A 25,548-nucleotide genomic window follows, 5' to 3' on the forward strand; every position below is an offset into this window, starting at 1 on the left:
TCAAGAGGTGCGGCGACCCCTCCTCCGGGAGGCGGAAGCGGGCCCTGGGCCTGCGGGATGGGGATCAGTCGCGTACCAGCAGGCGGAATTCGAAGGCGTAACGCGAGGCCCGGTAGAGATGGGTGCCGTACTCGACGGGGCGCCCTCGGTCGTCGTAGGTGATCCGCCGGACGGTGAGCAGCGCCGCCCCCGCCGGCTCGCCGAGCACACCGCACTCCTCCTGCGTGCCGGTGCGGGCGCCGACCCGCTGCTGGGCGCTGTGCAGGGTGATGCCGCGGGCCCGCATCAGGGCGTACAGGCCGCCGCCCTCCAGCTCGCCGGTGGACGGCTCCAGCAGGTCGCCGGGCAGGTAGTTGCACAGGTACGCGACCGGCTCGCCGCAGCTGAGCCGCAGCCGGTGCAGGACGGCGACCCGTGCGGACTCCGGCAGCCCGAGCGCGGCGGCGACCTCGGCGGGCGGCGGGCCCGCGGTGTTGAGCAGCACCCGGGTCGCGGGTTCCAGGCCGGCGGCGGCCAGGTCGTCGTGCAGGCTGCTCAGCTCCAGCGGCCGGGTCACCCCGGTGTGCACGACCTGGGTGCCGACCCCGCGGCGGCGCACCAGCAGCCCCTTGTCGACGAGCGAGCCGATCGCCTGCCGCACGGTGGGGCGGGACAGGCCGAGCCGGGCGGCCAGCTCCACCTCGTTGCCGAGCAGGGTGCCCGGGGTGAGCGCGCCGTCCTCGATGGCCGTCTCCAGCTGGCGGGCCAGCTGGAAGTACAGCGGTACGTGGCTCGCCCGGTCCACGGCGAGCCGCAGCTGTGCGGGCTCGTGCTTGGGCACGCTGGGAGCGTAGCGGGACGGCATGGTCACGGGAAGTCCGTATGTCCGGACAAAGCGTTGACACAGGCCGCGGTGGCGCGGGAGGTTGGGACGGCGCGCACAGCCGTCACGTCTCCTCTTCGGAAGGGGCAGGAGCAGGTATGCGGATCGGACTCATCGGCGCGGGGCGGATCGGGGCTTTCCACGCCGCGACGCTCGCGGCGCACCCGGGCGTCGGCGAACTGCTGGTCGCCGACGCGGAAGCGGCCCGCGCCCGGCAGGTCGCGCTCCGCGCGGGCGCCCGCGCCCTGCCGGTCGACGCGCTCTTCGCCGCCCGGCCCGACGCGCTGGTGATCACCTCCGCGACGGCCGCGCACGCCGCCCTGGTCACCCGGGCCGCGCACGCCGGCATCCCGGCCTTCTGCGAGAAGCCGGTCGCGGTGGACCTCGCGGGCACCGTCGCCGCGCTCGCGGAGGTCGCAGCGGCGGGCGCGGTGCTCCAGGTCGGCTTCCAGCGCCGCTTCGACGCCGGTTACGCCGCGGCGCGGGCCGCGGTGGCCGCCGGGCGGCTCGGCAGGCTGCACACCGTCCGCACGGTCAGCTCCGACGCGGCGCCGCCGCCCGCCGGGTACGTGCCGCTGTCCGGCGGCCTCTACCGGGACTGCCTGATCCACGACTTCGACATACTGCGCTGGGTCACCGGCCGGGAGATCACCGAGGTGTACGCCGCGGGCGAGAACGTGGGCGCGGAGTTCTTCCGGGCCGCCGGTGACGCGGACACCGCCGCGGTGCTCCTCACGCTGGAGGGCGGGCTGCTCGCCACGGCGACCGCGACCCGCTACCACGCCGCCGGCTACGACGTGCGGATGGAACTGGCCGGAACGGACGACCAGCTCGCGGTCGGCGTCACCGCCCGCGCCCCGGTCACCTCGGTGGAGCCGGGCGCGGCGGGCGGCCCGCGGGATCCGTGGACCGGCTTCCTGGACCGCTTCGGCTCCGCCTACCGGGCCGAGATGGACGCCTTCCTGCGCGTCGCGCGGGGCGCCGCCACCAATCCCTGCGAGGGTCGGGAGGCGCTGCGGGCGCTGCTGGTCGCCGAGGCCTGCGAGGTCTCCCGGCGGGAGCGGCGCCCGGTGCGGATCGCGGAGGTGGCCGCGGCGGCGCGGGCCGTGGAAGCGGTGGAGGCGGGCGGGTCGGGCAGCGCCGAGGGAGCCAAGGGAGCGGTGGCGTGAGGCGGGAGCAGATCGCGGCGGCGCCGATTTCCTGGGGGGTGTGCGAGGTCCCCGGCTGGGGGCACCAGCTCACCCCCGAGCGGGTGCTCGCCGAGATGGCCGGGCTCGGGATCGGCGCGAGCGAGTTCGGGCCCGACGGGTTCCTGCCCGGTCCGCTGCTGGCCGCGCACGGCGTCACGGCGGTCGGCGGCTTCGTCCCCGCGGTGCTGCACGACCCGGACCGCGACCCGCTGCCGGACGTACGGGCCGCCCTCGACCGCTTCACCGCGGCCGGGGCCCGCACGCTGGTGCTCGCCGCCGCGACCGGGCGGGACGGCTACGACGAGCGCCCGCCGCTGGACGCCGTGGGGTGGCGGACGCTGCTGGCCCGGCTGGACGAGGTCGCGGGGCTCGCGGAGTCGCTGGGCGCGACGGCGGCGCTGCACCCGCACGTCGGCACGCTCGTGGAGGGGCCGGACGAGATCGGCCGGGTGCTGGAGGGCAGCGGCATCGGGCTGTGCCTCGACACGGGGCACGTCCTGGTCGGCGGCGGCGATCCGGTCGAGCTGGCCCGCCGCGCCGCGGCCCGCGTCACGCACGTCCACCTCAAGGACGTCGACGCGGGCGCCGCCGCAGCGGTCCGCGCCGGCCGCACCTCCTACGGGGCCGCGGTCGCGGCGGGCCTCTACCGCCCGCTGGGCAGGGGCGACCTGGACCTGCCCGTGCTGCTCGCCGCCCTGGACGCCGCGGGCTACGCGGGCTGGTACGTGATGGAGCAGGACACCGTCCTGGCCGCCGAGCCCGCGCCGGGCGAGGGCCCGCTGGCGGATGTGGCGGCGTCCCTGGACTGGCTGCTGGAGTGGGCGTCCGAGTCATGAGGGCCCCTGCGGAGGGGGCGGCGGGGGACGCCGGTGCCGGGCGGACGGACGCGGTGACGGGCCTCGCCGCCGGGAAGGCCGGGGGTGCGGGCGGCGCCGGGCCGGAGCCGTACGACGTGGTCACGCTCGGGCGGGTCGGGGTGGACCTGTATCCCGAGCAGAGCGGGGTGGGGCTCGCCGAGGTGCGCAGCTTCGCGAAGTACCTGGGCGGGACCGCCGCGAACGTCGCGGTCGCCGGGGCCCGGCTGGGGCTGCGGACGGCGCTGCTCAGCGGGGTCGGGCCGGACCCCTTCGGCGGGTACGTGCGCGCGGCGCTCGACGCGTTCGGGGTCGGCACCGGGCTGCTGGCGACCGTGCCGGACACCCAGACGCCCGTCGTCTTCTGCGAGCTCTTCCCGCCCGACGACTTCCCGCTCCACTTCTACCGCCGCCCGGTCGCGCCCGACCAGTGCCTGACCCCGGGCATGCTCGCCGAGCCCGCCGCCGCGGCGGCCGTCCGCGGGGCGCGGGCCCTGTGGATCACCGGCTCCGCACTGGCCGTCGAGCCGACCCGCTCGGCCGTCTTCGCGGCGCTGGAGCTGCGGGCGGGCGGCGAGGTGTGGTTCGACCTCGACTGGCGGCCCGGCTTCTGGGCCGACCCCGCGCAGGCCCCGGCGCTCTACGCCCGCGCGCTGGCGTACGCCACCCTCGCGGTCGGCAACCGGGAGGAGGTCGAGGTCGCGGTGGGCAGCGCGGACCCGGAGACGGCGGCGGGGCTGCTGCTGGAGCGCGGAGTACGCACCGCGGTCGTCAAGCAGGGCCCGGCGGGCGCACTGGCCCGCACCGCGGCCGGCGAGCTGTGCGTGGCCCCGCCGGTGGCGGTGAAGGTGGTCAACGGCCTGGGCGCGGGCGACGCCTTCGGCGGCGCGCTGTGCGCGGGCCTCCTCGCGGGCGACCCGCTGCCGGACGTCCTGCGCGCGGCGAACGCGGCAGGCGCGCTCGTCGCCTCCCGGCTGGCCTGCGCGGACGCGATGCCGACGCGGCCGGAGATCGAGGCGGCGCTGCGCGAGCAGGCCGCGGAGCCGGGCGGCCCGCTCCCTGCCCCGGCAGCGGGCGCCGTGCCGAAGGGCTCCGCGCGCCCCTCGGCAACGGGCGCGGGCCGGGCAGAAGGCACCACCGCTCCCCCGGTGACGGACGGAGGCCCGGGCCGGGACGACACGGACCCGCCCGCCGGACGGGCGGCCGACGCCGCGCCGCCTCGCACGACGGGCACAGGCCCGGCAGAAGGCACCACCGCTCCCCCGGTGACGGACGCCGGTCGTGCGGCGGGACCGGGTGCGGGTGGCGGATCCGCGGGGCGTGCGGCGGGAGGTGCGGGGTGACGCATGTGGCGGCCGGGCGGGCGGCGCGGGACGGGTGGGATGTGTGCGTCGGGCCGGAGGACGCCGGGTGGGCGTACTGCGGGCTGCGGGTGCTGAGCCTGGCGGCGGGCGGGCGGCGGGAGTTCGCGACGGGGGGCAGCGAGTGGGTGCTGCTGCCGCTGGCCGGGGCCTGCGAGGTGCGGGTCGACGGGCGGGAGTTCGCGCTGCGCGGCCGGACGGGCGTCTTCGCGGGCGTCAGCGACTTCGCCTACCTGCCGCGGGACGCCGACGCGGTGGTCACCTCCGCCGGGGGCGGCCGCTTCGCCCTCGCCGGGGCACGCTGCGAGCGGCGGCTCCCCGCCCGCTACGGCCCGGCGTCGGGGGTGCCCGTGGAGCTGCGCGGGGCGGGCAGCGCGAGCCGCCAGGTCAACAACTTCGCCGCGGCGGACGTCTTCGACTGCGACCGGCTGATCGCGGTGGAGGTGCTGACGCCCGGCGGCAACTGGTCGTCCTACCCGCCGCACAAGCACGACGAAGCGGGCCCGCACGAATCGCGGCTGGAGGAGATCTACTACTACGAGCTGGCCGGCGGCCCCGCCGCGATCGGCTACCAGCGCGTCTACCCCTCGCCGCGAGGCGGCACCGACCTGCTGGCCGAGGTCCGTTCGGGCGACGCGGTGCTCATCCCCGACGGCTGGCACGGCCCGAGCATGGCCGTACCCGGCTACGACATGTACTACCTCAACGTGATGGCGGGCCCGGACCCCGAGCGGGCCTGGCTCATCAGCGACGACCCGGCGCACGCGTGGGTGCGCGACACCTGGCCCGCCCGTCGCACCGACCCGCGCCTGCCGCTGTACGGCACCCCGGAGGACGACGACGTATGAGGCTCACGGTCGCGCAGGCACTTGTCCGCTTCCTGGCGGCGCAGTACACCGAACGGGACGGCGTACGGCACCGCACCGTCGCCGGGATGTGGGGCATCTTCGGGCACGGCAACGTCGCCGGGATCGGGCAGGCGCTGCGCGAGGCCGGGCCGGACGTCATGCCCTTCCACCAGGGCCGCAACGAACAGGCGATGGTGCACGCGGCGGTCGGCCACGCCCGTACGACGCACCGGCTCTCCGCCATGGCCTGCACCACCTCGATCGGCCCGGGCGCCACCAACCTGGTCACCGGCGCGGCGCTCGCCACCGTCAACCGGCTGCCGGTACTGCTGCTGCCCGGCGACGTCTTCGCGACCCGGCCCGCCGACCCGGTGCTGCAGCAGCTCGAAGTGCCGTGGGCGCAGGACGTGTCCGTCAACGACACGCTGCGGCCCGTCTCCCGGCACTTCGACCGGATCTGGCGGCCGGAGATGCTGCCCGCCGCCCTCCTCCAGGCGATGCGCGTGCTGACCGATCCGGCCGAGACCGGCGCGGTGACGCTCGCCCTGCCGCAGGACGTCCAGGCCGAGGCGTACGACTGGCCGGAGGCGCTCTTCCGGACGCGCGTCTGGCACGTGCGGCGGCCGGTGCCGGACGCGGACGCGCTCGCCGAGGCGGCGGCGCTGCTGCGGGCCGCCCGGCGGCCGCTGGTCGTCGCGGGCGGCGGCGTACGGCACGCCCAAGCGGCGCCGCAGCTCGCGGAATTCGCCGCCGCCACCGGCATCCCGGTCGCCGAGACACAGGCCGGCAAGGGGTCGCTGCGCTGGGACCACCCGCAGGCACTGGGCGCGGTCGGCCACACGGGCACGGCCCCCGCGAACGCGGCCGCCCGCGCGGCAGACGTCGTCCTCGGCGTCGGCACCCGCTGGACGGACTTCACCACCGCCTCCGGCTCGCTCTTCGCGCCGGAGGCACACTTCGTGAACCTCAACGTCGCCTCCCTCGACGGCCACAAGATGGCGGGCCTCGCCCTCACCGGCGACGCCCGCGCCGGACTCGCCGCGCTCGCGGACGAGTTGGCGGGCCACCGCGCCCCCGCGCACGACCACGGCCTGGCGGACTGGCGGGCCCGCACCGACGCGGTCCTCGGCCTCGGCGGCACGCAATGGCCGCCCTCGCAGGGCGAGCTGATCGGTGCCCTCGGCGCGGTGCTCCACGAACGGGACGTGCTGGTCAACGCGGCCGGCTCGCTGCCCGGCGACCTCCACAAGCTGTGGCGGGCCACCGACCCCGACCAATACCACGTCGAGTACGGCTACTCCTGCATGGGCTACGAGATCCCCGCCGCGATCGGCGTCCGGCTCGCCGCCCCCGACCGGGAGGTCTTCGCACTCGTCGGCGACGGCACGTACCTGATGCTGCCCACGGAGATCGTCACCGCCGTGCAGGAGGGCATCCCCGTCAACCTGGTCATCGTCCAGAACCACGGCTACGCCTCGATCGGCGGGCTGTCCGCGCAGGTCGGCGCGGAGGGGTTCGGTACGGCGTACCGCTTCCCCGGCGCGGGCGGGGACTTCACGGGGGCCCCGCTCCCCGTCGACCTCGCGGCGAACGCGGCGAGCCTCGGCCTGGAGGTCTTCACGCCGGGCTCGGCGCACGAGCTGCGCGAAGCGCTTGCCGCCGCCCGTGCTTCCCGCCGGGCGACCGCGGTGTACGTCGAGACCGACCCCGCCCGCCCCACCCTCCCGCCGGACGCCTGGTGGGACGTCCCCGTCGCAGAGGTCTCCGCCCTCGCCGCCACGCACTCGGCCTACGCCGCGTACGCGGCCCGAGCCCGCGCAGCGGGACCCCGCCCCCGCCTCTGACCCGCCCACGCCGTCGGCTCGGGTGCCCGTGCCTGGCGGCGCGGGGTGTTTCCCACCCCCACCACCCGTGCAGGTAGTAGCGACAGCTTCTGTCCACCTGTGGGGACGACTCGCCATCGGGGGCGAACCGCAGCCCCTCGCACACTCACCCCCACCGGCAGGCAGCCGCCAACGCAACCTCGGGAGGGGGACGATCCGGGGGTGCCCCCGCAGGAATGCGCACCGACTCCCCGCCACGCTCGGGGAGAGGCCGGACGCGCATTCCGAGGAGGTACCCCCGGAGTGGCCCCCGACCCCACCCACCGAAGCAGAAGCGCGATGCCCCGCCGGGCAACTCGGGGGCGCGAGGCCGCACGTGATGTGCGGCCGGCGCCGCCCGGGCGCGATCAGCCCCCCACCGGCACAAGGCCCCGCGACGGCGGGAAGGGGCAGGGCGAGGGGATCCCCTCAGCGCGGCGTCAGCCGCAAGAGCGCGGCCCCGCCCGGCGCAAGCGCGAGGGAGACCGCCGAGCCCTCGACCGCGGCGTAGGCCGCAGGCACGGGGTCGAAGCGGGCCACCGCATACCCGGGCCCCACGACGAGACGCGCCGCAGCGGACCGCGTGAAGGAGCGGTTCGCGACGAGCGCCCAGCGGGCCTCCGCGTCGCCCGGCGACGGCGCCGCGAAGACCCCGAGCACGACGGGGTCACCGTCGACGGAGGCGAACCGCGCGTCCGGCGCGAAAGCCGTCGCCCCGGCCGGCAGCGGCACATCGTTCGCATGGACGACGGACTCCGAGACGAGCGGCAGGAGTTCGCGGCCCACCGGCCGCAGCCACCCCGTGTTGAGCTGCTTCGCGGCAGCGTGGAGCGGCGTGCGCTCACCCCCCACGGTCACGAGGCCCTGCGCGGTCACGAAGCCGTCCCCGCGGCTGGGGTCGGGGGTCCAGTACGTGAAGTACTGGATCCCCTTCGCCCCGTAGGCGAGGCTCGTGTTGACCTGCCACGCCAGCTCCGCGGCGGTCGGCAGCCGGTGCCCGGCGTACTCCAGGGACTGGATGAAGATCCACGTGGGGATGCCCGCCCGCAGCCCCGCCGCGCGCACGAGCGCCCAGTTCTGGTGGTAGCCGGGATCCTCCGCGCCGCCCGCGAGCATCGGGTAGCGGTCGAAGGACAGCAGGGAGGGCGCGATCGTGTCGAGCGCCTCCTGGAGGTAGCGGGTGTAGGTGGGGACGTCCATGCCGGGCGTGCCCCACGGCCCGTAGGGCTGGCCGAGGCGGCGGAGGTTGAGGTACGGCAGGCTGCCGGGGGCGAGCGCGCGGGCGGTGGCCGTGAGGGAGCCGAGGGTGCCGAAGCGGTTGGCGGCGGGCTCGTCGGCGAGGGCGAACCCCGCGAAGGCGGGCTCTTCCTGGTAGGCGGCGAAGAGCGCGCGCAGCGAGACCTCCGCGTCACCCGCGGTGATCTTCGGGTGGTAACCGGTGGGGTCGCCGTCGGCCCAGAAGTTGGCGGTGAGCGCCGAGAGCAGCGGGTCGCCCGCGACGAGCACCTTCAGGCCGGCCTGCCGGGCGATGTCGAGGCCGTAGCGGATGCCCGTCTGGTCCCACAGGTAGTTGCCGTTGTGCACGAAGGTGAAGCCCGCGTCGGCGATCTCCTGGTAGCGCTCGGCCGTGACGTACGTGGGCGGCGGCGGCCAGAAGGCGCCGACGGGGAAGTCGGGCCCGCCGACGAGCGGCAGGCCCGCCGTGGGCGGCACGTCCCGCCGGCGGCGCGGCGCCTGCGCGCGGGCCTCGTCGCTCGCGGCGCCCACCGCGAGCATGCCCGCCCCCGGGAGCGCCGCGGCTCCCCCGGCCGCGAGCAGCATCCGGCGTCGGCTCAGCCCCGCGCGCGGCGACGCGTTCGGCTGCTCTGCCACGACACCCTCCACCTGGACGTTCGGCGCCTTCGGGGTGAAGTGTGCCGTATGCCCCCGGGGGTTCCGGGCGAAAAGCGGGGCGCGCCACGCCGCCCGGTGGCGGCGCGGCTGCGGACCGTCCCGGCCGCGCCTTCCGGCTGGTGCTGTGGCCGGGAGGGTTTGCCGGTAGCTTGCGGCGTCCGGTGCGGTGCGTCGCAAGGCGCCGGATCGGCCTCGTAGTGGGCCCTACTCGGTCGATGCGGCAACGCAGCGAGGTGCCGTGTGCAGCGTGGAGCGGACGCACACGTCGGTCTGCGCGCCGGTCACGACCACGCGGCCCACACCCCGGGCGGCGAGCACCGACTCCAGTTCGGTCTCCTCGAAGGAGTCGCCGTACGCCTTCTGCACCAGCGGCTCGGATTCCCGCCGCACCAACTCCGGTACGTAGGCCCAGGCCTCGCTGCCCGCCACCAGCTCCTCGTCGTTGTGCTGCACCCACACCACCTCCGTCCCGGCGGCTCGGGCCCGTTCGACGAGGGAGGCGATGGTCGCGACCACGGCGCCGCGGTCGTGGGCGGCGCTCACCGTGCCGTTCTGCACGTCGATCACGAGCAGGGCGGTGTTGGGGCGATTCTCCAGCGTGGTCATGCTGCCTCCCGGGCGCGCGGCGTCGTCGTCGCCTCCGAGGCTAGGGGCACCCTCTGACAAACGGGCCGGCCCGGGGGCCGGGCCCGTCAGCGTCTGACGGCATCCGCCGGGACGCAGGAGGCGGGTGCCGGGAGGTCTAGAACCCGACGGCCTCGCGCAGCAGCAGCACGGTGCCGCGTCCTGGCAGGTACTCGGCGTTGAGGACGAGCAGCCGGCTGACGGCACTGGGCCAGCCGTGCGCCTTCATCGTGCGGGCGGTCTCCAGCGGGAGGCAGTGTTCCTGGACGCGGCGCAGCGCGGTGTCCAGGTCGGGCACCACCTTCTGCGCGCCCACGACCCAGATCGCGCGCCCGGCGCCGCCCGCGTAGGCGGGCAGCTGGCTGCCGCTGCCGGAGGCGATCACCAGCGAGCCCCGCTCGGTGACGGCGTGGACGCTGCCCACGACGACGTCGGGGCTCGCGCCCAGCCGCCGGATCTCGTCGCGGCCGGTGGCGCGGTCCAGGGCGAGGATGCGCGGCCGTACGGCGTCGTAGCGCCCGCTGCCGTTGATGTCCTCCTCGATGCCGGACAGTCGCAGCGTCTCGCTGGCGCCGGTGAAGACGTTCGCGCCTTCCGGCAGCAGCTCGGCGACGCGGGCGCGCGCGTCGGCGGTGCCGTCGAGGATCTCCACGGTGAAGCCGTGGGCGGTCAGCGCGGCGGCCGCGCGCTCCAGGCTCGCCGCGGACGCCGGGGCGGTGAAGTCCGCGGCCGGCGTGGGGGTGGTGGTCATGGTGCCTCCGTGCTCGGGTTCGCTGATGGGGCGCGGGACGGTGCGCGGGACCGGCCCGGCGGGGAGCGGCCCGCCGTAGGGTGTGCGCGTCCCAGCGGTTCGACCGCGCAGCCGCGGGGAATGTGAGGCGGCGCACCGGCACCTCACATTCCGGGGCGCTGTCTTGTCGGAGGGACGAGGAGTTCCGCGAGCGAGGGGGCCGTCCGCAGCATGACCACCATCACCCGGTCCGGGTCGGGGCACGGCAGGCCCGATCCGGGCCTCGACGCGCTCATGGGCGAGCGGCCGCAACTCGTGGCCGTCGCCTACCGGCTGCTGGGCTCGGCGGCCGAGGCGGAGGACGCCGTGCAGGAGGCGTACGCCCGCTGGTACGCGATGCCGCCGCACGAGCAGGCCGCGATCGTCTCGCCCGGCGCCTGGCTCACGACGGTCGCCAGCCGGATCTGCCTCAATGTGCTGGGCTCCGCCCGGGTCCGGCGCGAGACGTACGTGGGCACGTGGCTGCCCGAGCCGCTGCCGGACGTGGCGGAGTGGGGCGGGGGGCGGCCGGGCGCGGCCACCGCCGACCCTGCCGAGCGGGTCGCGCTGGACGAGTCTGTGGACCTGGCCTTCCTGGTCGTGCTGGAGTCGATGACGCCCGCCGAGCGGGTCGCCTTCGTCCTGCACGACGTCTTCTGCCACTCCTTCGCCGAGGTCGCCGAGATCGTCGGCCGCAGCCCGGCGGCCTGCCGCCAGCTGGCCTCCTCCGCCCGCCGCCGGGTCCGGGCGGCGCGGCCCCCGGCGCCGGCGGACGCCGGGCGGGCCCGCCTGGTGCGGGACTTCAAGCGGGCGTGGGAGGCCAAGGACATCAAGGCCCTCGTCGGCCTGCTCGACCCGCACGCCGTCGCGACCGCCGACGGCGGGGGCCGCGCCACGACCTTCCGGGAGCCCATCCGGGGCGGCGGGCAGATCGCCCGCGCCTGGGCGGAGCTGGCCCGGCGCAGGCCCCCCGCCGTGGCCTTCGCCGAACACCCGGTCAACGGCCGGCCGGGGCTGGTGGCCCGGGAGGACGGCGCCGTCGTCTCGGTGTTCGCGTTCGACGTCGCGGGCAGCCGGATCACCCGGATCTGGGTGATCCGCAACCCGGAGAAGCTGGCTCGCTGGGCGGCGTGCTGACGGGTCCTCCGCACGGCATGCGGCGGCACGCGCGCTGCTAGTGTGACAGCACTGTCATATTTCTCCGGCGAGGAAGGCGCGTCCCGCATGCCCCAGCTCCACCCGCCCGCCGAGCCGTACGCACAGGGCATGCTCGACGTCGGCGACGGCAACCGCGTCCACTGGGAGACGTACGGCAACCCCGCCGGAAAGCCCGCGGTCGTCCTGCACGGCGGGCCCGGTTCGGGCGCGGGACCGTACTGGGCGCGGCTGTTCGACCCGGCGGCCTACCGCGTCGTCCTGCTCGACCAGCGCGGCTGCGGGCGCAGCACGCCGGACGCCGCCGACCCGGACACCTCGCTGGCCGCCAACACCACGCAGCACCTGATCGCCGACGTCGAGCTGCTGCGCCGCCACCTGGGCGTCGACGCCTGGCTCGTGCTGGGCGGCTCCTGGGGCGCGACCCTCGCGCTCGCGTACGCCGAGACGCACCCCGGCAGCGTCAGCGAGCTGGTGCTCTTCAGCGTCACGAACACCACCCGGCGCGAGGTGGAGTGGGTGACACGGGAGATGGGCCGGGTCTTCCCCGCTCAGTGGGCCGCCTTCCGCGACGCCCTGCCGGAGGACGAACGCGACGGGGACCTCGCCGACGCCTACGCCCGGATGCTCGCCGACCCGGATCCGGACGTACGGGACCGGGCAGCCCGCGCGTGGTGCCGGTGGGAGGACGTGCACGTCTCGACGTACGCGGGCCACCGCCCCGACCCGCGCTACGACGACCCGCGCTTCCGGATGCGCTTCGCCCGCCTCGTCACGCACTACTGGCGGCACGCCGGCTTCCTGCCGGACGGCGCCCTGCTGCGCGACGCGGGGCGGCTCGCGGGCATCCCCGGCGTCCTCGTCCACGGCCGGCTCGACATCAGCAGCCCGCCGGACGTCGCCTGGCAGCTCGCGCAGGCGTGGCCGGACGCGGAGCTGCAGCTCATCGGCGGCGAGGGCCACGGCCTGTCCGGCACGAGCACGACCGACGCCGTGCTGGCCGCGACCGACCGCTTCCGTACCGCACCCGCCCCACCGGCCTGACTCAGGAAGGCCTGGTACGGTCACGCCCGACCCGGCGGGCCCGCGCGGCCCCCGGCGTACGGGGGACGACCGCGAGGGGGGTGCCGGTGCGATGCGCGTGCTCATCGTCGAGGACGACGGGGAGACGGCCCGGGCCGTCGCGGCCGGGCTGCGCCGCGCCCGGATGGCGGCGGACGTCGCGTACGACGGGACGGCGGCACTGGAGCGGCTGCTCGGCGCGGACGGCGCGGCGTACGACGTCGTCGTCCTGGACCGCGACCTGCCGGGGACGCACGGCGACGAGGTCTGCGCGGCGCTGGTCGCCGCCGGGTGCCGCAGCCGGGTGCTGATGCTCACCGCCGCGGGAGGCGCGGACGACATCGTGGACGGGCTCGGCCGGGGCGCCGACGACTACCTGGCCAAGCCGTTCGACTTCCCCGTCCTCGTCGCCCGGATCGCCGCGCTGGCCCGCCGCGCCCACCCCGCCGTACCGCCCGTCGTCCGGCACGGCGACCTGCTGCTGGACAGCGCGCGCCGCACCGCCGCCCGGGGCGGGCGGGAACTGGCGCTCACACCCAAGGAGTTCGGCGTCCTGGAACTCCTCCTGGCGGCCGGCGGCCGCACCGTCTCCGCCGAGGAGCTGCTCGACCGGGTGTGGGACGAGGCCGCGGACCCCTTCACCAGCGCCGTGAAGATCACCGTCAGCCGGCTGCGGACCAAGCTCGGGGCGCCGCCGGTCATCGAGACGGTGGCCAGAAGCGGCTACCGGATCTGATCCGCCGTGCCGATCCCCGTGCCGCTGAGCCGCGTCACTGCCCGCCTCGCCCGCGCCGGGCTGCCCCGCAGGACCGTGCGGCTGCGGCTGACGGCCCTGTACGGGGGGCTGTTCCTGGCGTCCGGAGCGGCACTGCTCGCCGTCACGTACGCGCTGGTGGCCGCGGCCGTCGACCGGCCGCCCACCGTCGTCAAGCGCACGGTGACGGTGCCCGTCCCCGGCGGCGGGACGGCGGCGCCGGGCGGCGACCCCGCGATGGACGCGGCGATGGAGGGCGTGCAGCGGGACGCGCAACGCGCGGCGGACCGGCAGAAGTCCGCGATGCTGCACACCCTGCTGGTGCAGTCCGGTGTCGCGCTGGGCGGGATGTCGGTCGCGTCCGTGCTGCTGGGCTGGGTCGTCGCGGGCCGCATCCTGCGCCCGCTGCGGACCATCGCCGCGACGGCGCGGGACATCTCCGCGACGAGCCTGGACCGGCGGCTCGCCCTCACCGGGCCGCGCGACGAACTGCGCGAGCTGGGCGACACGTTCGACGCGCTGCTGGCCCGGCTGGACGGCTCCTTCCGGGCGCAGCGGCAGTTCGTCGCCAACGCCTCGCACGAGCTGCGCACCCCGCTCGCCCGGCAGCGTGTGCTGGGCCAGGTCGCGCTGGCCGACCCGGACGCCGACGCCGCGTCGCTGCGGCACGCCCACGAGCGCATCCTCGCCGCCGGGCGGCAGCAGGAGGGGCTCATCGAGGCGCTGCTCACGCTGGCCCGCGGGCAGGCGGGCCTCGCCGAGCGGCGCCCGCTCGACCTCGCCGGGATCGCCCGCGACGCGGTGGCCGCGAGCGCGGCGGCGGCGCGGGAACAGGGGGTGGCGGTGCGTCTCGCTGCAGGGGCGGCGGCCTCGGCGGGCCACCAGGCGCTCGCCGAGCGGCTGGCGGCCAACCTGGTCGACAACGCCATCCGCTACAACCTGCCCGGCGGGCGGGTGGAGGTCGGCACGGCCACGCGGGACGGCCGCGCCGTCCTCACCGTCACCAACACCGGGCCCGCGGTGCCCCCGGAGGCCGTCGCGGACCTCCTGCTGCCCTTCCGCCGACTCGCCCCGGCCCGCACCGCGCACGGCGGCCCGCCGCAGGGCCACGGGCTGGGGCTGTCCATCGTCGCGGCCGTCGCCGACGCCCACGACGCGATCCTCGCCGCCGCGGCCCGGCCCGACGGCGGCCTCACCGTCGAGGTCGCCTTCCCCGCCTCCGGCACGGCGGCACCGGCGGCACCGGCGCAACCCTGCTGAAACCGGCGTCCGCGTAGAACGTCGTCAGAGCCGCCAGCACACGAGCCCGCGGCTCACCCACCCGACCGACGCGCCGCCAGGAGCACACCACCATGTCCACGCCCGCACCCGCCTCCGAGCCCGCCGCCCTTCCCGGCGGCGAGCCGACCGACCCGGTACGCGGCTCCGCACTCGCGCACACCGCCGGAGCCGCTGTCACCGAGGGGGCCGCCGATCCGGTACGCACCCGCGCAACCGCACCCTCGGACCCCGAACTGCCCGCCGCCCCCGATGCGTTCGCAGCCGACCCCGCACGCGACCCGGCCGGCGGACCCGCCCCCGCACGGGACCGCACCGCGGCACCGACGCACGCCGAACCGGCCGCCACCCACAGCCCGTTCGCAGCCGACCCCGCACGCCACCCGGCCGTCGGACCCGCCCCCGAACGCTCCGCCGCCGAACCGCCCGCCACCGCCCGGGCCGGGCGCGGGCACCGGCGGATCGGGCTGCCGAGGCGGCGGCGCGCGGTCGCCGCGGCCGCGGCGGCCGCGCTCGTGGGGAGCGTGCTCGTGACGGCCCTCCACGCGTCCGCCGCACCGCACGGGACGGACGGGGCCGGACGGCCCGGCGCGTGCGTGGCGCAGGACCCGAACAAGCCCCCGGCGCCGCAGGACCCGGGGCCGACCACCGTGGCGACGGTGGAACAGGCGTACCACTGCGTCCTCGACCACTACTACGGCGGTCCCGCGCTCGACGACCGCCCTCTGCTCCAGTCCGCCTTCCAGGCCGTCGTCCGGGAGCTGGTCCGGCGCGGGATCGACCGGCCCGGCGCGGTGCTGCCCGCGCTGTCGGGCGACCACGACGCGGACTGGCCGCTCTTCGCGGCGCGGCTCCAGGGCGTCCTGGACGCGGTGCCGGACGACGCGGCGCTGCGCTCGGCCCTCGCGGTCAGCGCGATCCAGGGGCTGCTGGCGGCCCTGCACGACGACCACGCCGGCTACCAGACCGCGGCCGGCACCGCGCCCGACCCGCACCCCTGGGGCCTCGGCATCGGCCTGAACCGCACGCCGACCGCGCCACCGAGCGCTCCGGCGTTCACCGGCCCGCTCTTCGTCACCGCGGTGACCGCGGGAACGCCCGCCGCCGCGGCCGGGCTGAAGCCGGGGGACGTCATCGAGTCGGTCGACGGCAACCCCGTCCTCACCGCCGGGCAGTTCAACCCCGGTGTCCTCGACCTCCTCCACCCCGCCTACCCGCAGCGGACCCCGGTGGCGCTCACCGTACGGCGCCCCGACACCGGCAGGACCCGGCACGTGCGGGTCGTCCCGGGGGCGCTGCCCGCGCAGCCCGCGCCGCGCGTCACGGCCACACTGCTGCCCGGCGGCGTCGCCGACGTCCGCTTCGACGCGTTCTCCCCGGGCATCGCGGCCGAGGTGCTCAAGGCGATCGCCGGGCTCCGGGCGAGCGGCACGGTCGCCGGGGTGGTCTTCGACGTGCGGGGCAACCGCGGGGGCGTCGGCGCGGAGGGCAACACGCTGCTGGGGGCCTTCGTGCACGGCGTCACCGCGCTCTCCTTCTGCGCCGCGGACGGCACGTGCGAGCCGCAACCGGTCGACGACGGCACGCCGTTGCTGCACCTGCCGATGGCCGTGCTGGTGGACGACGGGTGCGCGTCCGCGTGCGAGGCCTTCGCCGCGGCCGTGAAGGACCTGCACCTCGGCCCCCTGGTCGGCACCCGCACCGCGGGGGCGAACTCCGGTCCCGCACAGCTCTACCCGCTCGACGACGGCACCAGCGCGATCCGGCTGCCCTCCCTGCGCTCCCTCGCCCCGAACGGCGAGATCACCGACGGGGTCGGGGTCCCGCCGGACCATTTCGCCCCGCTCACCGCGCGGGACGTCGCCACCCGCCAGGACCCGGCCCTCGCGAAGGCCGCCGCCCTCCTCGGGTCCTGAACCTCCGGGCCCCGCCGGGGGATTGTCCCGTGACGGTCACGGGTGCGCACGGGGCCCGCACGGGCCGGGCGGAGGTGCGTACGCTGCTCGCGGAGCCGTGAAGGGGGACGCAGGTGGCGGACGCAGCGCAGCAGCACGTACTCGGCGGCAGGTACCGTCTGGGCGGCAGGCTGGGGGCAGGACCGGGCGGCAACGCGTGGCGGGCCCACGACGAGTGGCTGCGCGTCGACGTGGCCGTCAAGCGCGTTCTGCCGCCGCCCGCACAGGACGGCGGCACCGCGGACGCGGCGGAGCTGCGGGCGCGGGCCGCACGCCGGGCGGGGGCGGCGGCGCGGCTGCGCGGGCACCCGCACGTGGCCGCGCTCCTCGACGTCGTCGTGGACGGCGGCGGCACCGCGTGGACGGTGACGCACCTGGTGGAGGGCCGCTCGCTGGCCGACCACCTGGACGCGTACGGCCCGCTGTCCGCGTCCCGCGCCACGGACGTCGCCCGCGCCCTGCTCGCGGCGCTGGACGCCGCCTATGCCGCCGACCTCGTCCACCTCGACGTCAAGGCGTCGAACGTGCTGCTCGCCGCGGACGGCGGGATCTGGCTCACGGACGTGTGCGCGTCCGGCCGCGCACCGGACCCGGAGCTCGCGCGGCTCGGCATCGTCGACGGCACGCCGGGCCATGTAGCGCCGGAGCGCGTCACGGTCGCGGGCGGGGACGGCGAGGGCGCCGCGGACAGCCCCGCCGCCGACCTCTTCGCGCTCGGCGTGACCCTCTACCAGGCGGTCGAGGGCCGCCTCCCCTTCGACCCTGCGGACCCCTGGGCGACCGTGTCCGGCGAACTCCCCGCACCGGTCCGTGCGGGCCGGCTCGCCCCGCTGCTGACCGCGCTGCTGGCCCGGGACCCCGCGCGCCGCCCGAGCGCCCGCGAGGCGTCCGCCCTGGTGTCGGCGCCGGCACCCTACGACGCGCCGCCGCCCGCGCCCGTACCGGCGGCGGTGCCGGGACGGGCGCCGGGGCCGGGTTCGGCCGTCTGGCTCGGCGCGACGGCGACACCCCGGCTGCCGGGCCCGTTCGCGCTGGAATCGGCGAGCGAGATCCACGACCTCGCGTTCAGCCCGGACGGCACGGTCCTGGCCACCGTGGGCGACGAGAAGCCCGTACGGATGTGGGACCTCACGTCCCCCCACGGCATCGCGGCGGAGCTGGACGGCCACGGCAACTGGGGCCAGGCGGTGGCCTTCAGCCCCGACGGCACCCTGATCGCGACCGGCGGGTACGACCGGACGGTACGGCTGTGGGACACGGCGACGGGCCGCAACACCGCGACGCTGGACGGCCACACCGACTGGGTCCGCTCCATCGCCTTCAGCCCGGACGGCCGCACGCTCGCCAGCGCCGGCGACGACAAGAAGGTACGGCTCTGGGACCCGGTCTCGGGCGGGCCCACGGCCACGCTGCCCGGCCACCCGGGCTGGATCCACTCGATCGCCTTCGGCCCGGACGGCCGGACCCTCGCGGCGGGCGGCGGCAAGGAGGTCCGGATCTGGGACCTGGCGAGCGCCGCGCAGGCGGGTGCCCCCCTCCGCCCGGGAGGCAAGGTCCGGGCGGTGGCGTTCAGCCCGGACGGCACGCTCCTCGCGGTGGGCGGCAGGAAGTTCGGCCTGCGGGTCCTGGACGCCGTCACGCACGCCCCGCTCCCCGCGTGGCCCGGCGCCGGCGGCCGCTCCGGCGTCCTCGCGTTCAGCCCCGACGGCACCCTGGTCGCGTCCTGCGGCCCGTCCCGCACGATCACCTTGCGGGACGCGCGGACGGCGAAGGCGGTGACGTCCTGGACCGGCGAGCCGATGTCCCCGGTCCGCGCGATGGCCTTCAGCCCGGACGGCACGGTCCTCGCGGTCGCCAGCGGCCGGCGGGTCCGGCTGTGGCGGGTCCCGCCCGCGCAGTACACCGACGCCGCCCCGGCCTGACCGGTCCGACCGTCCGGGCGGCGGGAATCCCGCGTGCGGTGCCGCCCGGCGGCCTGGGAGGATCCGGGCATGCCGATCGCCGATGTGTCCCCCGACGTACGCCTGGCCTACGACACCTTCGGGGACCCCGGGGATCCCGCCGTGCTGCTCGTAATGGGGTTCGGGGCGCAACTGCTCGCGTGGGACGAGGGGTTCTGCCGCGCGCTCGCCGACCGGGGGCGGTACGTCGTCCGGTACGACAACCGCGACTGCGGCCTGTCCACCCGGTTCGACGACCGGCCCGTGGACCTGGTGCGCTTCATCGGGGCGGTCAGCTCGGGGGACGTCGCGGGGGCGCTCGCCATGGTGCCGTACACGCTGGCGGACATGGCCGACGACGGGCTGGGGCTGCTCACCGCGCTGGGCATCGAGCGGGCGCATGTCGTCGGCGCGTCGATGGGCGGCATGATCGCGCAGGTCATGGCCATCGCGCACCCGGAGCGGGTGCTGACCCTGACCTCGATGATGTCCTCGACCGGCGAGCCGGAGTACGGGCAGGCGACGCGCGAGGCGCAGGCGGTGCTCTTCCGGGGCCGGCCCGCCGACCGAGAGGGCTACGTCGCGGCGGCGGAGCGGGACATGGTGTGGGCGTCGCGGCGCTACGGCGACCCGGCGGCGCTGCGGGCGCTCGCCGCGGCCTCCTACGACCGGGCCTACTACCCGGCGGGGATCGGGCGGCAGCTCGGGGCGATGGTGCTCGGCGGCTCGCGGGCGGACGCGCTGCGGGAGCTGGCCGTGCCGACGCTGGTGATCCACGGGCTGGACGACACGCTCATCGCCCCCAGCGGCGGCGAGCGCACGGCGGAGCTGGTGCCGGGCGCGAAGCTGCTGCTCGTCCCGGACATGGGCCACGACCGGCCGCGCGAGCTGTGGCCCGAGCTGATCGAGGCGCTGGCGGCGCACACCGCCGCCCAGGTGCATTGACCCGCAGGGTTGTCGACGCGGGTGCCCGGCCCCGCCGCGGCAGTGCCCGGCGGACCGCGACGTGCTCGGCGGCACCGGCCCGGCCTGCGCTCCGCGGCGGGATGTGCCGTGCGGCGCGGCCGGGCCGGGGGCGCGGTGCACGGGTGGTGAAAACCCTGTGGAGGGCGTGTCGGTGGGACCCCCTATCCTGCACCCGTAATCACGCGGACCAGGGGAGGGCGCGGCATGTTCGGCAAGCTGTTCACCAGGGGTGCGGGGGACCAGGCGGCGGATGCGCCCGCCCGGGCGGCCGTACGCCGGACGAAGCGGGGGGTGCACGAGGTCCAGGGGCTGGACGACGAGCGGGTGCCCGCGCTCACCGCGGCGGCCCGCGCCGGTGACTGGGCGGCGGTCCGGCAGGCCGCGGCCCCCTTCGACCTGGACCGCGACCACTGGGTCCTGAGCGAGATCGCGGACACCGAGGGCGTCGAGGACTGGATCGGCAGGGCCGTCGAGCAGAGCGCGGGGGACGCCGGGGACCCGGACGGGCGGGCGACCGCGCTGCTCGTCTCCGGTGCGCGGTACATCAGCTGGGGCTGGCAGGCCCGCACCACGGCCAGGGCCTCGCAGGTGTCGCAGGAGCAGTGGAAGACCTTCCACGAGCGGCTGGCCATCGCCGAGGAGCATCTGCTGCAGGCCGCCGAGCTGCGGCCGGAGTGGGTCGCCCCGTGGCGCCGGCTGCTGACGTCCGGGCGCGGCATGTCGCTGGGCCGGGCGGTGTGCGAGGCGCGGCGGGACGCCGCGCTGCGCCGGGACCCGCTGGATCTGGAAACGCACGTCGAGTGGGTCTCGCAGCTGCAGACCCGGTGGGGTGGCGAGCCCGGCGAGGCGCTGGCCTTCGCGCGGGAGGCGTTCGCGCGCGCCCCGCTCGGGCAGCGGCTGGGCAGCGTCATCGCCTTCGCCCACATCGAGGACTGGTTCGAGGCGGAGGGCACGGACCGCCTGGACCGCCCCGCGGTCCGCGACGAGCTGCGCGAGGCCGCCGAGCACAGCGTCCTGCACCCCGGCTACGAGCGCCGCCCGGGCTGGCAGTACGAGTTCAACCTGTTCGCGATGGCGCTGTCGCTGGCCGGCGAGGGCCCGACGGCCCGCCGCGTCTTCCGGGAGCTCGGCGGCGCGTACACCAGGCGGCCGTGGAACTACCTCCCCGAGCCGGCCAAGCAGTTCGCCCGCTACCAGAGCCGCGCCTGAGGACGCGCAGCCGCGTGCGCACCGCAACCGCTTCCGCGACCGCTCCCCCAGCCGCTCCCCCAGCCGCTTCCGCGACCGCCGTCCCGGCGCCGCCGCTCCCCCGGCTCCTCCCGCCCTTCCCGCTCCTTGACTTCCGGACTGCCCGATGACCCAGCACGACACCGCGAACGCCGGCGCCGCCGACCGCACCTTCCAGGTGGATCTGCGCGGCCTCGTCGACCTCCTGTCCCACCACCTCTACTCCAGCCCCCGGGTCTACCTGCGCGAACTGCTGCAGAACGCGGTGGACGCGCTGACCGCCCGGCGCACCCTCGCACCCGAGGCGCCCGCGGACGCGTTCGGCATCCGGCTGTACGCCGACGGCTCCGTGGTCCGCGTCGAGGACGACGGCGTCGGCCTCACCGAGGCGGACGTGCACACCTTCCTCGCCACGATCGGCCGCAGCAGCAAGCGGGCCGAGCGGATCGCCGAGCAGCGGGCCGACTTCATCGGCCAGTTCGGCATCGGCCTGCTGTCCTGTTTCCTGGTCGCGGACGAGATCCTGGTCGTCAGCCGCTCCGCGAGGACACCCGACGCGCCCGCCGTCGAGTGGCGCGGCCGCGGCGACGGCAGCTACTCGGTGCGCACCCTGCCCGCGTCCGCCCGCCCGCAGCCGGGCACCACGGTTTCGCTGACGCCGCGCGCCGACGCCGCGGAGTGGACGAAGCCGGCCCAGGTCCGGTCGCTGGCCCGGCACTTCGGCTCGCTGCTGCGGCATCCGGTCACCTTCTCGGACGGCGGGGCGCCCGCGCCCGTCAACCCCGAGCCCGCGCCCTGGTCGCGGACCTACCCCACGCCGGGGGCCCGGCAGCGCGCGCTGGCCGCGTACGGGGCGGACGTCTTCGGCTTCACCCCGCTGGACACGATCGAGCTGGACCTCCCGGCGGTGGGCCTGAAGGGCATCGCCTGCGTGCTGCCCGAGGCGGTGCCCGCCGGGCGCCGGCACGGTCACCGGGTGCACGTCAAGGGCATGCTGCTGTCGGAGCAGGCCGAGGAGATCCTTCCGGAGTGGGCCTTCTTCGTCCGCTGCGTCGTGGACGCCGAGAGCCTGCGCCCGACGGCGTCACGCGAGTCGCTGTACGAGGACGACACGCTCGCGGCCGTACGGGACGCGCTCGCCGAGCGGCTGCGCGCCTGGATGGCCCGGGCCGCGGCGAGCGACCCCGAACTGCTGGGCCGCTTCCTCCAGGCCCACCACCTGGCGGTCAAGTCGCTCGCGGTGCACGACGACGAGATCCTGCGGATGCTGCTGCCGTGGCTTCCGTTCGAGACCACCGACGGCAACACCACGCTCGACGAGTTCGCCCGCACCCACGCCACCGTGCTCGTGACGTCCAGCGTGGAGGAATTCCGTCAGGTCGCGGCGATCGCCTCGGCGGCCGGCCTCGGCGTCGTCAACGGCGGCTACACGTACGACCGGGCGCTGGTGCACCGGCTGCCGGAGATCCGGCCGGAGGCGAGCGTCGCCGACCTGGACCCGGCGACACTCACCGCCCATCTGGACCCGGTGGACCGGGAGTCGGAGCTGGCCGCCGCGTCCTACCTGGCGACGGCCCGCGACGCGCTCGCCGTCTTCGACTGCGACGTGGCGCTGCGCACCTTCCAGCCGGCCTCCGCGCCCGCGCTGCTGCTCGACAACCGCGAGGCGCGGCACGAGCGCACCCGCTCCCAGCTCGCCCGCGAGCAGGACGGCGGCCTGTGGGGCGACATCCTCGGCGCGCTGCGCCAGGAGGCGCCCAAGGCGCAGCTGATCCTCAACCAGCTCAACCCGCTGGTGCGCGCCGCGGTCGCCATCACGGAGCCCGAGCTGGCCCGCACCAGCGCCGAAGCGCTCTACGGGCAGGCCGCGATGCTGTCCCGGCGCCCGCTCAGGCCCGCCGAGTCGAGCCTGATCAACCGCTCCTTCCTCGACCTCCTCGCCCACGCCCTCCGCAAGGACAGCTGACGATGCCGACCGCACCCCAGACCACCGACGAGCTGTACGCGGCGCTGCAGGAGAACGACGAGCGCCCCTACGGCCGCGCCCGCACCGTCATCGCCGAGGAACTGGTCGACGCCGCCGAGCAGTTCGCCGAGCCGGCCGCGCTCGTGGACGCGCTGCTGGAGCTCCAGGAGGCGTACACGTACGGCTCCGAGCCGCGCAAGTCGCCCGTCGTCTTCGCCCGGCTGCTCCAGCTCTTCGACGAGCAGCCGGACGTCTTCGACGAGCGGCTGCGGCACCACGTGTACTGGCGCTTCAAGTGGGTGGCGAGCGCCCTGCTCTCGGTGCCCGAGATGCCGCTGACGGCCCTGCGCCAGTGGCTGGCGGAGATGCGCGACCGGTACGAGAAGGCCGGGCTGGGCCTCCAGCCGTACTACGGGCAGGCCTACCACCTGGCCGCGCACATCGGCGAGAGCGCCGAGGCCACCGCGGTCGCCTACGAGCTGTGGGCCGGGCGGGCGCGCTCGCAGTACAGCGACTGCGAGGCCTGCGAGATCCGCGGCCGCGCCCTCCACCACCTCACCGCGGGCGACGACGAGCGCGCGCTCGCCATCTGGCAGCCGGTGCTGGCCGGCAAGGAATCCTGCCAGGAGGAGCCCGCGACCTCGATCTCGCACGCCCTGCTGCCGCTGGTCCGCACCGGCCGCACGGACGACGCCCGCCAGGCCCACCTGTTCGGCTACCGCGGCTGCCGCCGCAACCCGTCGATGGCCCCGGACGTCGGCCGGCACCTGGAGTTCTGCGCGCTCACCGGCAACGAGGCGCGCGGCCTGGAGCTGCTCGCCGAGAACCGCACCCTCTTCGCCGAGGTGGATTCGCCGAGCGACATGCTGACCTTCCTCACCGGCGTGGAGGTGCTGCTCCAGCGGGTCGAGTCGCTCGGCCACGGCGGGCTGCCCGCCGCCGGCTTCCCCGGCCGGACGTGGACGGTCGCGACCCTGCGCGCCGAGGTGGCGGACCGGGCCGGCGACCTCGCCGCCCGCTTCGACGCCCGCAACGGCACGACCGCGCACACCGACCGCCGCAGGGTCCGGCTCGACCGCGCCCCGCTGCTGGACGCCCTGGAGCTGACGCTCCGGCCGCGCAGCCTCGACGACGTGGCCCCGGCCGCGGCCTCCGCCGCGCCGCCGCGCGCCGCGTCCGCCGCGCTGCCCGAGTCGGTCGCCGGACTCGTCCTGCGGGCCCGGGAGCTGGACGAGGTGGGCCACCCGGACGCGGAGGCGTGCTGGTCGCGGCTGGCCGCGCTCGTCGCCGAGCCCGGTTACGTCCACCCCGACGACCCGGCCGTGGGCCCGCTCGCCCGGCTGCGCGCGGACCTGCTGGACGAGGAGGGCTCCGAGGCGCGCGAGCGCAGCGACCTGGCCGGGGCCGCCGCGCGGTACGCGGAGTCCGCCGACCTCTACACGGAGGCCGGGCTGCCCGGACACGCCGCCGTGGCCCGCGCCTGCGCGCTGCTCGCGGCGGCGGAGGTGCCGGAGTCCGCGGAGGCCGAGGGCGCGGCCGGCGCCCCGTCCGACGGGGCCGGGGCCGAGGCGAAGGCCGCCGCGATGACCGCGGCCCACACCGCGCTGACCCGCCTGCAGGCGGAGGCGGCCGGCCTGGCCCCGTACCAGGAGGCCCGGTTGCTGCGGCTGCGCTCGACCGCGCTGGGGATGCGTCTGGAGGCGCAGCCGACGAAGGAGCACACCGCGGCGGCCTTCGCCGAGGTCGAGCTGCTGCACGGCTTCGCCACCGCGCACGACCTGCCCGGCCAGGTGTGCCGTGCGCTGCTGCTGCGGGCCAGCACGCACGCGATCGGCGGCGACCTGGCCGCCGCGAAGGACGAGCTGGACGGGCTCATGACCCGGCTGCGGGCGGACGGGCCCGACTGGCACCTGCCGCACGCGCTGGGCCTGCGCGGCCGTGTCCACCTGGGCCTGCAGGACGCGGACGCGGCGTACGCCGACCTGTCCGAGGCGCTGCGGGAGGCCCGCAGGTGGCCCGCGTACACCGCCTACACCGGGACGCTGCACGGCGAGCTGGCACGCGCCTCGATGGGCCTGGGCCGCCACGACGAGGCCCTGCGCCACCTGACGCGCTCGGCGGAGGTGGACATGCGGCACGGCAGCCGGGTGGACGCGTTCTGCACGTACAGCAACGCGGCCCGGCTCGGCCTGGACCTGGGGCGCGTCGAGGACTGCATCGCGCTGCTGGACTCGCTGCTGGCCGAACCCGACGTGGCCGCGCGGGAGCTGGACGACCGGCTGGTCGCGCAGCTGCGGCTGACCCGCGCGCGGGCGCTGCGCGCCGGCGAGGACGGCAAGGCCGCGCTGGCCGAATTCCTGGAGCTGGCCGCGGAGTCGGCCTGCTGGGCGGACGACCCGGGCTCGCACGCGATGATCGCGGCGGAGACGGCCGTACTCCTCGCCGAGACCGGCGAGTTCGCCCGCGCCCGCGAGGCCGTCGACCAGGCGCTCGCCGCGCACGCGTCGGCGCCGCGCTTCGAGCAGCTGAGCAGCTGCCTGCGGGAGGTCGCCCGGCTGCAGGCCCAGCAGCAGGGTCCGGAGGGCCTCGACGACGCCCGCGCCTTCCTCGCCGACGCGGCCCGGATCGCCGACGACGCCCGCGCGGAGGGCTACGTGGCCGAGGGCCGCCCGCTGCACGCCGCGCTGGCGTACGAGCACGGCCGCGTCAACGCCTACGCCGGGGAGTACGAGGAGTCGCTGACCGCCCTGGAGGAGACGCTGTTCCTGCTCGGCGCACCCGGCGAGGACGCGGCCCTGGCCGGGGAGTGGGCCGAGGCCGCCCGGCTCAAGGGCGTCGTGGAGGGCGCGTACCTCAAGCGTCCGGAGCAGGCCCTGCGTTCCCTCGACTCGGCGGTCGCCCGCCTGACGGACCTGGGCCACGAGGAGGCGGCCGCGCCGCTGAAGTCCCTGGCGTCGAGCCTGCGCGACGAGACCTGAGGCG

The 25,548-nt window shown here is 76.7% G+C and carries 18 protein-coding genes and 1 pseudogene; 15 read left to right on the forward strand and 4 right to left on the reverse strand.

Annotated features, from left to right (window positions below; all coding sequences use genetic code 11):
* Window positions 1–64: 64 nt before the first annotated feature.
* Window positions 65–844, reverse strand: a complete 780-nt coding sequence (locus IH54_RS0111365) for a GntR family transcriptional regulator (RefSeq protein WP_052397327.1) — start codon at window positions 842–844, stop codon at window positions 65–67.
* A gap of 116 nt (window positions 845–960) precedes the next feature.
* Here IH54_RS0111365 and IH54_RS0111370 point away from each other — a divergent pair, with 116 nt between their 5' ends.
* The 5 genes from IH54_RS0111370 to iolD are packed head-to-tail and all read left to right on the forward strand — an operon-like array spanning window position 961 to window position 6,959.
* Window positions 961–2,031: a Gfo/Idh/MocA family oxidoreductase gene (locus IH54_RS0111370; protein WP_078862101.1), complete on the forward strand. Its 1,071-nt coding sequence runs from the start codon at window positions 961–963 to the stop codon at window positions 2,029–2,031.
* Window positions 2,028–2,888 (forward strand): TIM barrel protein, encoded by an 861-nt coding sequence (locus tag IH54_RS0111375; protein WP_031515518.1) that lies wholly within the window; start codon window positions 2,028–2,030, stop codon window positions 2,886–2,888. The genes IH54_RS0111370 and IH54_RS0111375 overlap by 4 nt, the downstream gene beginning before the upstream one ends.
* Window positions 2,885–4,249, forward strand: a complete 1,365-nt coding sequence (gene iolC / locus IH54_RS0111380) for a 5-dehydro-2-deoxygluconokinase (protein ID WP_078862102.1) — start codon at window positions 2,885–2,887, stop codon at window positions 4,247–4,249. The genes IH54_RS0111375 and iolC overlap by 4 nt, the downstream gene beginning before the upstream one ends.
* Window positions 4,246–5,115: a 5-deoxy-glucuronate isomerase gene (iolB, locus tag IH54_RS0111385; RefSeq protein ID WP_031515522.1), complete on the forward strand. Its 870-nt coding sequence runs from the start codon at window positions 4,246–4,248 to the stop codon at window positions 5,113–5,115. The genes iolC and iolB overlap by 4 nt, the downstream gene beginning before the upstream one ends.
* A complete protein-coding gene (gene iolD, locus IH54_RS0111390) occupies window positions 5,112–6,959 on the forward strand; it encodes a 3D-(3,5/4)-trihydroxycyclohexane-1,2-dione acylhydrolase (decyclizing) (protein WP_043180535.1) in 1,848 nt (615 codons plus the stop codon). The genes iolB and iolD overlap by 4 nt, the downstream gene beginning before the upstream one ends.
* 447 nt (window positions 6,960–7,406) lie before the next feature.
* Here the strand turns inward: iolD and IH54_RS0111395 are convergent, their stop codons facing one another.
* From IH54_RS0111395 to IH54_RS0111405, 3 genes and pseudogenes are all read right to left on the reverse strand, one after another.
* Window positions 7,407–8,849, reverse strand: coding sequence for a hypothetical protein (locus tag IH54_RS0111395; protein WP_159011776.1), 1,443 nt, complete (start codon window positions 8,847–8,849; stop codon window positions 7,407–7,409).
* Window positions 8,850–9,104: 255 nt separating this feature from the next.
* Window positions 9,105–9,476, reverse strand: a pseudogene (locus tag IH54_RS0111400) (isochorismatase family protein); the annotation flags it as partial.
* Between the two features lie 136 nt (window positions 9,477–9,612).
* Window positions 9,613–10,245 (reverse strand): LUD domain-containing protein, encoded by a 633-nt coding sequence (locus tag IH54_RS0111405; protein ID WP_031515530.1) that lies wholly within the window; start codon window positions 10,243–10,245, stop codon window positions 9,613–9,615.
* Window positions 10,246–10,455: 210 nt separating this feature from the next.
* Between IH54_RS0111405 and sigJ the strand changes: the two genes are divergently transcribed.
* The 10 genes from sigJ (at window position 10,456) to IH54_RS0111455 (ending at window position 25,544) form a co-directional block, all read left to right on the forward strand.
* On the forward strand, window positions 10,456–11,400 hold the full coding sequence (gene sigJ / locus IH54_RS0111410) for an RNA polymerase sigma factor SigJ (protein WP_031515532.1): 945 nt from the start codon (window positions 10,456–10,458) through the stop codon (window positions 11,398–11,400).
* Between the two features lie 87 nt (window positions 11,401–11,487).
* Window positions 11,488–12,462: a prolyl aminopeptidase gene (gene pip / locus IH54_RS0111415; protein ID WP_031515534.1), complete on the forward strand. Its 975-nt coding sequence runs from the start codon at window positions 11,488–11,490 to the stop codon at window positions 12,460–12,462.
* A gap of 91 nt (window positions 12,463–12,553) precedes the next feature.
* Window positions 12,554–13,216 (forward strand): response regulator transcription factor, encoded by a 663-nt coding sequence (locus IH54_RS0111420; protein ID WP_031515536.1) that lies wholly within the window; start codon window positions 12,554–12,556, stop codon window positions 13,214–13,216.
* 6 nt (window positions 13,217–13,222) lie between these two features.
* Complete coding sequence (locus tag IH54_RS0111425) at window positions 13,223–14,494, forward strand: sensor histidine kinase (protein WP_234343458.1); 1,272 nt, start codon at window positions 13,223–13,225, stop codon at window positions 14,492–14,494.
* A 92-nt stretch (window positions 14,495–14,586) separates the two neighbouring features.
* Window positions 14,587–16,428 (forward strand): S41 family peptidase, encoded by a 1,842-nt coding sequence (locus IH54_RS0111430; protein ID WP_052397305.1) that lies wholly within the window; start codon window positions 14,587–14,589, stop codon window positions 16,426–16,428.
* 113 nt (window positions 16,429–16,541) lie between these two features.
* Entirely contained in the window at window positions 16,542–18,389 is a 1,848-nt protein-coding gene (locus tag IH54_RS41520) for a protein kinase family protein (protein ID WP_052397306.1), read from the forward strand.
* A gap of 69 nt (window positions 18,390–18,458) precedes the next feature.
* Window positions 18,459–19,352 (forward strand): alpha/beta fold hydrolase, encoded by an 894-nt coding sequence (locus IH54_RS0111440; protein ID WP_031515544.1) that lies wholly within the window; start codon window positions 18,459–18,461, stop codon window positions 19,350–19,352.
* A 225-nt stretch (window positions 19,353–19,577) separates the two neighbouring features.
* Window positions 19,578–20,582 carry a hypothetical protein gene (locus IH54_RS0111445; RefSeq protein ID WP_031515546.1) on the forward strand — a complete coding sequence of 335 codons (1,005 nt, stop codon included), beginning with the start codon at window positions 19,578–19,580 and terminating at the stop codon, window positions 20,580–20,582.
* A 145-nt stretch (window positions 20,583–20,727) separates the two neighbouring features.
* Window positions 20,728–22,566: an HSP90 family protein gene (locus IH54_RS0111450; RefSeq protein ID WP_031515548.1), complete on the forward strand. Its 1,839-nt coding sequence runs from the start codon at window positions 20,728–20,730 to the stop codon at window positions 22,564–22,566.
* A gap of 2 nt (window positions 22,567–22,568) precedes the next feature.
* A complete protein-coding gene (locus tag IH54_RS0111455) occupies window positions 22,569–25,544 on the forward strand; it encodes a hypothetical protein (RefSeq protein ID WP_031515550.1) in 2,976 nt (991 codons plus the stop codon).
* Window positions 25,545–25,548 lie beyond the last annotated feature (4 nt).

Source organism: Streptomyces sp. NRRL F-5123 (genome assembly GCF_000721495.1).
GTDB lineage: Bacteria > Actinomycetota > Actinomycetes > Streptomycetales > Streptomycetaceae > Actinacidiphila.

Bases quoted from the DNA above. Each gene is read 5' to 3' on its own strand.
- IH54_RS0111365 (WP_052397327.1), bottom strand. From the start codon at position 844: ATGCCGTCCCGCTACGCTCCCAGCGTGCCCAAGCACGAGCCCGCACAG.
- IH54_RS0111370 (WP_078862101.1), top strand. From the start codon at position 961: ATGCGGATCGGACTCATCGGCGCGGGGCGGATCGGGGCTTTCCACGCC.
- iolC (WP_078862102.1), top strand. From the start codon at position 2,885: ATGAGGGCCCCTGCGGAGGGGGCGGCGGGGGACGCCGGTGCCGGGCGG.
- iolD (WP_043180535.1), top strand. From the start codon at position 5,112: ATGAGGCTCACGGTCGCGCAGGCACTTGTCCGCTTCCTGGCGGCGCAG.
- IH54_RS0111405 (WP_031515530.1), bottom strand. From the start codon at position 10,245: ATGACCACCACCCCCACGCCGGCCGCGGACTTCACCGCCCCGGCGTCC.
- sigJ (WP_031515532.1), top strand. From the start codon at position 10,456: ATGACCACCATCACCCGGTCCGGGTCGGGGCACGGCAGGCCCGATCCG.
- pip (WP_031515534.1), top strand. From the start codon at position 11,488: ATGCCCCAGCTCCACCCGCCCGCCGAGCCGTACGCACAGGGCATGCTC.
- IH54_RS0111420 (WP_031515536.1), top strand. From the start codon at position 12,554: ATGCGCGTGCTCATCGTCGAGGACGACGGGGAGACGGCCCGGGCCGTC.
- IH54_RS0111430 (WP_052397305.1), top strand. From the start codon at position 14,587: ATGTCCACGCCCGCACCCGCCTCCGAGCCCGCCGCCCTTCCCGGCGGC.
- IH54_RS0111440 (WP_031515544.1), top strand. From the start codon at position 18,459: ATGCCGATCGCCGATGTGTCCCCCGACGTACGCCTGGCCTACGACACC.
- IH54_RS0111445 (WP_031515546.1), top strand. From the start codon at position 19,578: ATGTTCGGCAAGCTGTTCACCAGGGGTGCGGGGGACCAGGCGGCGGAT.
- IH54_RS0111450 (WP_031515548.1), top strand. From the start codon at position 20,728: ATGACCCAGCACGACACCGCGAACGCCGGCGCCGCCGACCGCACCTTC.
- IH54_RS0111455 (WP_031515550.1), top strand. From the start codon at position 22,569: ATGCCGACCGCACCCCAGACCACCGACGAGCTGTACGCGGCGCTGCAG.